Below are 1,966 nucleotides of genomic sequence, written 5' to 3'. Positions count from 1 at the left end.
GTGCTCTACCCCCAGTAGTATTCGTCCGAGGCGCTACCTAAATAGCTTTCGGGGAGAACCAGCTATCTCCGAGTTTGATTGGCCTTTCACCCCTAGCCACAAGTCATCCGCTAATTTTTCAACATTAGTCGGTTCGGTCCTCCAGTAAGTGTTACCTCACCTTCAACCTGCCCATGGCTAGATCACTCGGTTTCGGGTCTAATCCTAGCAACTATGACGCCCAGTTAAGACTCGGTTTCCCTACGGCTCCCCTAAACGGTTAACCTTGCTACTAAAATTAAGTCGCTGACCCATTATACAAAAGGTACGCAGTCACCCAACAAGTGGGCTCCTACTGCTTGTACGTACACGGTTTCAGGTTCTATTTCACTCCCCTCACAGGGGTTCTTTTCGCCTTTCCCTCACGGTACTGGTTCACTATCGGTCAGTCAGGAGTATTTAGCCTTGGAGGATGGTCCCCCCATGTTCAAACAGGATATCACGTGTCCCGTCCTACTCGATTTCACTAATAAAGCGTTGTTGGTTACGGGGCTATCACCCTGTATCGCGGYACTTTCCAGAACCTTCACCTAACGCTGAACTAACTTAAGGGCTAATCCGGTTTCGCTCGCCGCTACTACCGGAATCTCGGTTGATTTCTCTTCCTCGGGGTACTTAGATGTTTCAGTTCCCCCGGTTCGCTTCATTAACCTATGTATTCAGTTAATGATACTAGCTTATGCTAGTGGGTTTCCCCATTCGGAAATCCCAGACTCAAGTGGCTTTTACTGCCTAATCTGGGCTTATCGCAAGTTAATACGTCCTTCATCGCCTCTGACTGCCAAGGCATCCACCGTGTACGCTTAGTCACTTAACCATACAACCCCAAGAGGTCTTGTATGTTCAAMYAACCAAGGTTTGTGTTTAATAATCCGATCAAGAAAATATTAAACATTGGTTTTTCGCCGGACTCATTTATTTGTYTTYACTTTAAAAAGTGAAARCAAAMWCAGACACTTGAATGTGTGWTGTTTTGAGAACTCGTTTTTATTCTTCTTTTACAAGAARCAAYAAAAACATTTTTTAAAATCAATCTTTCGATTGAATTTACTAGTCAGCTTTCCAGATTGTTAAAGARCATGYRWTTKATCWTTTTWAACGATRAMKAAWCCACTTTSTAATCACACTCTTWCGAATGYATTTAKAAAGTGGTGGAGCTATGCGGGATCGAACCGCAGACCTCCTKCGTGCAAGSSARGCGCTCTCCCAGCTGAGCTATAACCCCWTMAAGTTTTACTTCTTAGGAGAAGTTCTMTHVAARAGAAAGTGGTGGGCGATACCGGGCTCGAACCAGTGACCCCCTCCTTGTAAGGGAGGTGCTCTCMSMYRTWTTWWWYMYYTYSKRRGARARRATGGTGGGTCGTGCAGGATTCGAACCTGCGACCAATTGATTAAAAGTCAACTGCTCTACCAACTGAGCTAACGCCCAWCKTTTYACTDCCKAWRAAAAGAAGTGGCGTCCCGTAGGGGAGTCGAACCCCTGTTACCGCCGTGAAAGGGCGGTGTCCTAGGCCTCTAGACGAACGGGACAATGTTCATACTTAWGTTGTTGGGCAACAATAAGTGGCTCTYTTACATTTTAACCAGGCAATCTGTGTGGACACTGCATAAAACAGYATAAGTCTTTAGGTAAGGAGGTGATCCAGCCCCAGGTTCCCCTAGGGCTACCTTGTTACGACTTCACCCCAGTCATGAACCACACCGTGGTAAACGCCCTCCCGAAGGTTAAGCTATCTACTTCTGGTGCAGCCCACTCCCATGGTGTGACGGGCGGTGTGTACAAGGCCCGGGAACGTATTCACCGTGACATTCTGATTCACGATTACTAGCGATTCCGATTTCATGGAGTCGAGTTGCAGACTCCAATCCGGACTACGACGTACTTTGTGGGATTCGCTTACTATCGCTAGTTTGCAGCCCTCTGTAT

Annotated in this window: 3 tRNA genes and 2 rRNA genes; all 5 read right to left on the bottom strand. The window is 46.6% G+C overall.

Features of this window, described 5'->3' with window-relative positions:
* Positions 1–856: ribosomal RNA gene (locus G6R09_RS19755) — 23S ribosomal RNA — on the bottom strand; the annotation flags it as partial.
* Between the two features lie 332 nt (positions 857–1,188).
* Positions 1,189–1,264, bottom strand: a tRNA-Ala gene (locus tag G6R09_RS19750).
* Positions 1,265–1,392: 128 nt separating this feature from the next.
* A tRNA-Lys gene (locus G6R09_RS19745) sits at positions 1,393–1,467 on the bottom strand.
* A 26-nt stretch (positions 1,468–1,493) separates the two neighbouring features.
* Positions 1,494–1,569, bottom strand: a tRNA-Glu gene (locus G6R09_RS19740).
* Between the two features lie 100 nt (positions 1,570–1,669).
* A 16S ribosomal RNA gene (locus tag G6R09_RS19735) occupies positions 1,670–1,966 on the bottom strand; the annotation flags it as partial.

It is taken from the genome of Photobacterium sp. Alg240-V54, assembly GCF_900537155.1.
Taxonomy (GTDB): Bacteria; Pseudomonadota; Gammaproteobacteria; order Enterobacterales; family Vibrionaceae; genus Photobacterium.
The sequence above is the reverse complement of the archived record's forward strand: the minus strand, read 5'-3'. Positions and strand labels throughout refer to the sequence as shown.